We start from the raw sequence: 1,373 nt of genomic DNA on the forward strand, positions 1-1,373 counted from the left end.
AAGCCAATGTGCTTATGATTGCAGCCTAATAAATGTACCGAAGTGGCGATAAGGGAACCCTTAGCGCTATTCGGAAGTGGATTGACTTGACAACTCTGCGAGCGTTAATGCTCTGACAGTAGAAGAGATGATATGTCGAACAACGATTTAGTCACCGTGAACAACCTCACTTTTTCACGAGGAAATCGCACGATCTTTGATGGTATTGATCTGCATGTTCCTGAAGGTAAAGTGACGGCGATTATGGGACCATCGGGAATCGGTAAAACGACACTGCTCCGTTTAATTCGCGGTCAGTTGTATCCCGAACAAGGCGAGATTTGGTTTGATGGTGACAACATTCCGACTCTTTCTCGCAAAAAACTCTACAACGCTCGTAAGAAAATGAGCATGCTGTTTCAATCCGGAGCTCTGTTCACGGATTTGAATGTGTTTGACAATGTGGCCTTTCCACTGCGTGAACACACCAATCTTTCAGAAGATTTGATTCGTACTATGGTACTGCTTAAGCTCGAAGCGGTTGGTCTGCGCGGAGCAGCGCAATTAATGCCAAGTGAGCTTTCGGGCGGTATGGCGAGGCGTGCCGCATTGGCTCGTGCCATCGCACTTGACCCTGATTTAATCATGTTCGATGAACCATTTGTGGGACAAGACCCCATTACCATGGGTGTTTTGGTTGAGTTGATCAAAGACTTAAACCAAGCTCTAGGCCTTACGTCTATTGTGGTATCACACGATGTACCGGAGGTCATGAGTATTGCTGATTGGGTTTACCTACTAGCAGATGGCAAGATCATCGCGTTTGGCACGCCAGAGGAGTTGAGTCAAAACCTAGACCCGCGAGTGCAGCAGTTCTTACAAGGTGATGCAGATGGCCCAGTGCCGTTTCGTTTTCCTGCGCAAAGTATCGAAAAGGATCTATTTGATGGTCGCTAGCTTTATTCAATTTGTCGCTTCATTAGGAAAACGCACACTCGCCATCTGTGAAGCTTTTGGCCGTGCAACCTTGATGCTTGTTGGCGCTATCTTCTCTAAGCCTCAACCCTCTAAAAGTTTTCCTCTACTCATCAAACAGTTGTATTCCGTTGGCGTGCAATCACTGGCTATCATCGTCGTAGCTGGTTTGTTTATCGGCATGGTTCTTAGCTTGCAAGGCTATGTAGTGCTGGTGGATTACGGCGCGGAAGGCAGTCTTGGTCAGATGGTCGCGTTGTCACTACTGCGTGAACTTGGGCCGGTGGTTACTGCGCTTCTTTTCGCTGGACGTGCAGGCTCTGCGCTGACGGCAGAAATTGGTTTGATGAAAGCTACTGAGCAGCTTTCAAGCTTAGAAATGATGGCAGTTGACCCACTGAAACGAGTGATTGCACCAC

The 1,373-nt window shown here is 47.7% G+C and carries 2 protein-coding genes; both read left to right on the plus strand.

Annotated features, from left to right (window positions below):
* Window positions 1–132: 132 nt before the first annotated feature.
* Window positions 133–936 (plus strand): phospholipid ABC transporter ATP-binding protein MlaF, encoded by an 804-nt coding sequence (mlaF, locus tag R7P67_RS24435; protein WP_318086264.1) that lies wholly within the window; start codon window positions 133–135, stop codon window positions 934–936.
* On the plus strand, window positions 926–1,373 hold a 448-nt coding region (locus R7P67_RS24440; protein WP_318086265.1), incomplete at its 3' end, for an ABC transporter permease. The genes mlaF and R7P67_RS24440, both read left to right, overlap by 11 nt.

The sequence above is a fragment of the Vibrio sp. Vb0937 genome (assembly GCF_033338855.1).